3 protein-coding genes and 1 pseudogene are annotated in these 3,240 nt (G+C 74.2%); all 4 read right to left on the bottom strand.

The features are described from left to right. Positions 1–172 (bottom strand): annotated as a pseudogene (locus tag E1258_RS31400) (sulfate adenylyltransferase small subunit); the annotation flags it as partial. After that, on the bottom strand, positions 169–1,026 hold the full coding sequence (locus tag E1258_RS31395) for a 3'(2'),5'-bisphosphate nucleotidase CysQ (protein ID WP_132407462.1): 858 nt from the start codon (positions 1,024–1,026) through the stop codon (positions 169–171). The gene E1258_RS31395 and the pseudogene E1258_RS31400, both read right to left, overlap by 4 nt. Positions 1,027–1,066: 40 nt before the next feature. Beyond that, positions 1,067–1,891 carry an ABC transporter permease gene (locus E1258_RS31390; protein ID WP_085986099.1) on the bottom strand — a complete coding sequence of 275 codons (825 nt, stop codon included), beginning with the start codon at positions 1,889–1,891 and terminating at the stop codon, positions 1,067–1,069. Next, a complete protein-coding gene (locus E1258_RS31385; RefSeq protein ID WP_132407460.1) occupies positions 1,888–3,084 on the bottom strand; it encodes an ABC transporter ATP-binding protein in 1,197 nt (398 codons plus the stop codon). The genes E1258_RS31390 and E1258_RS31385 overlap by 4 nt, the downstream gene beginning before the upstream one ends. Positions 3,085–3,240 lie beyond the last annotated feature (156 nt).

Below are 3,240 nucleotides of genomic sequence, written 5' to 3'. Positions count from 1 at the left end.
CCGGCGCGAACGCCTTCTGCGCCAACCGCAACATCACGATCGAGTCCTTACCACCGGAGAAGAGCAGCACCGGCCGCTCCATCTCCGCAACCACCTCACGCATCACGAAGATGCTCTCCGCCTCGAGCTCGTCGAGCTGGGAGACCTGATACGCAGCCGATCCGCTGCTCATCGCGTGTCCTTTCCGGTAGAGGGGACGCCGGAGCCGCCCGGGGCCGCCGCGCCGGAGAGCTGCCGCCCGAGGGCGGCGAGCAGCGGCGCGGCGAGTTCCTGGCGGCAGACCAGCAAATCGGGCAGGCGCGGGTCGGCCTGGTTGTAGGTCAGCGGGGAGCCGTCGATGCGGGACGCGTGGAACCCGGCGGCGGTGGCCACCGCCACCGGAGCGGCCGAGTCCCACTCGTACTGGCCGCCCGCGTGGATGTACGCGTCGACCGCACCATCGATCACCGCGGAGATCTTCGCCCCCGCCGAGCCCATCGGCACCAGTTCGGCACCGACCTCTCCGGCCAGGTCGGTCAGGAAGGCCGGCGGTCGGCTGCGGCTGGCCGCCAGCCGCAGGGGCGCGCCGGGGCCGGGGGAGGCGGCCGGCGGGTCGTCGGTCGCCAGCACCCGGTCCTGCGCGGGCAGCCCGATCGCCCCCGCCACGAGGCGGTGCGGGGTCCCGGCGTCACGCGCCCAGAGCGCCACGTGCACCGCCCAGTCCGAGCGACCCTCCTCGGAGAACTCCCGGGTCCCGTCCAGCGGGTCGATGATCCACACCCGGTCGGCAGTCAGCCGGCCGGCCCCGTCGGCGCGGCCGACCAGGCGGGAGTCCTCGTCCTCCTCGGACAGGACCGCGTCGTCCGGACGGTGCGCCGCCAACTCGGCGCGAAGGAAGTCGTGGGAGGCCTGGTCGCCGGCGGCCTTCAGCGCGGCCGGATCGCCGTGGCTGTGCGCGGCGCGTACCCGCAGCAGCAGTTCGCCGGCGCGGGCCGCGAGCCGGCGGGCGAGGCCCGCGTCGGTTTCCGGTGGGGTCAGGGTCGGCATGGCAGCTCCTCGCAGGGGCCGGTGGGAAACGCCCGGGCGGTCACTGGATCGCCCGTCGACTGAAGCAGTGGACGCTGAGCCAGGTCAGCGCCACGGCCACCCCGGTGAGCACGCTCAGGCACACCCAGGCTGGGATGTGCGGCACGCCGGGCAGTAGCGCGCCGCGCACCCCCTCCGAGACGTACGTCATCGGGTTGAGCGCGGTGACCACCTGGTACCAGGGCATCGACAGCCGTGGCCAGGGGTAGTGAATGCACCCGGTCCAGATGATCGGGGTGAGGATCACCGAGAAGGTGACGTTGATCCGCTGCACCGGCAGGGTGGTGGCCAGGCTCATCCCGATCGCGCCGCCGATCCACGCGCCGAGCAGCGCCACCGCGAACGCCAGGGGCAGTCCTTCCGGCCGCCACGGCGCCGAGCCGACCACCAGGGCGCCGAGTGGATAGATCAGGATGGCCGCGAGCAGCCCTCGGACGGTGGCGATGACCAGCTTGCCGATCGCGACGAGGCCGGTCGGCAGCGGGGCCATCAGCCGGTCCTCGATCTCCATGGTGAAGCCGAACTCCTTCACCAGCGGCAGGGCGACGCTCTGCAACGCGGTGGTGAGGGCGGCCAGCGCGATGATCCCGGGCAGGAAGAAGCTGGCGAAGTCGCGCCCGACGATGCCCTGCCCGCCGAGGATCGTGTCGAACACGAAGAGCATGAACAGCGGCGTCAGCCCGACCTGCACCAGGATGACCCAGAGTTCCCTGCCGGTGACCATGAGGTCGCGGCGCAGCACGGCGGCGAACACCCGACCGGCGCCGGGTCGGGGACGCGGGGTGACCGCCGGTCGCAGCGGGGTCGGCGTGTCGAGAGCGGTCACCGTGCTTCCCTTCCGGTCAGTTCGATGAAGACGTCTTCCAGGCTCGGCTCGCCGATGTCGATGGCGTTGAGCGCCGCCGACCGTCCGGTGAGCACGGAGACCGCCGCGCCGAGCAGCGCGGCGGGGTCGGTGGCCAGGTGCAGGCGGATCCGCAGCCGTCCGCGACCGGCCGGGCCCCCGCCATTGCGGCCCGCCGCACCACCCCGCCCGAGCAGGCCCGCGCCGGCCAGAGCGGCCAGGCCGCCACCACCGGCCCGTGCCCCGCCACCGGCCCGGGCGGCCAGCGCGGCCAGCGCCGCGCCGCCGCCGGCACCGGCTGCGGCGAGCCCGCCGCCGGGCAGGCCCGCACCGGGTCGCCAACCCGCCGGCGCGGCCGGCGACGCCAGCCGCTCCGCCTTGCGTACGCCGTCCAGCTCGCCCAGCGCGGCGCACAGGGCCTCCGGGTCGTCGGCGGGGGCCGGGGTGACCGTGAGGTCGAGGATCGCGTCGCCGGCCAGGCCCCGGACCAGGTTCTCCGGGGTGTCGAGGGTGAGCAGCCGGCCGTGGTCGACGATGCCGACCCGGTCGACCACCCGGGCCGCCTCGTTCATGGCGTGGGTGGTGAGCACGATCGCGACGCCGCGCTCGCGTAGCTGGCGGATCTGGCTCCAGATCAGCAGCCGGGTCTGCGGGTCGAGGGCGTTGGTCGGCTCGTCGAGGAAGAGCACCGTGGGGTCGTGGGTGAGCGCCCGGGCGATCATCAGCCGCTGGGCCATCCCGCCGGAGTACGCCTCGATCCGCCGGTCGGCCCGCTCGGTGAGGCCGAATCGTTCCAGCAGCTCCTCGGCCCGGGTCTCGGCCTCCCGCCGGGGCAGCCCGTGGTATGTCGCGTGGTAGACCAGGTTCTGCCGGGGGGTGAGGGCGCGGTCCAGGTTGTTGTGCTGGGGCACCACCGCCAGTTGGGCGCGGGCGGTCGCCGGATCCCGGCCGACGTCGACGCCACCGACCAGGGCCCGGCCGCCGGTGGCCCGCAGCCGGGTGGTGAGGATGCCGACGGTGGTGGACTTGCCGGCGCCGTTGGGCCCGAACAGTCCGAAGATCTCGCCCGGCGCGACGGTGAACGACAGCCCGTCCACGGCGTTGGCGTCGCTGCGGGGGTAGCGCTTGACGAGGTCGGCGACCTCGACCACGGCCGGCCCGTCTCTGCTGGGCATCTTCTCTCCTGTCTGGGGGTGCGGGGGTACCGCCGTGCGCCGCCGGGGCAGGGATGCCCGGCAGCGCGCGGCGTGGCCGGCGGTCAGCCGCCGGCGGGCTTGGGGTGGGCGCTGAAGAACTGCCAGATGGTCTGGGTGGCGTTCAGCGCATTGGAG

It is taken from the genome of Micromonospora sp. KC207 (assembly GCF_004348615.1).
In the GTDB taxonomy this organism is placed as follows: domain Bacteria; phylum Actinomycetota; class Actinomycetes; order Mycobacteriales; family Micromonosporaceae; genus Micromonospora.
The sequence above is the reverse complement of the archived record's forward strand: the minus strand, read 5'-3'. Positions and strand labels throughout refer to the sequence as shown.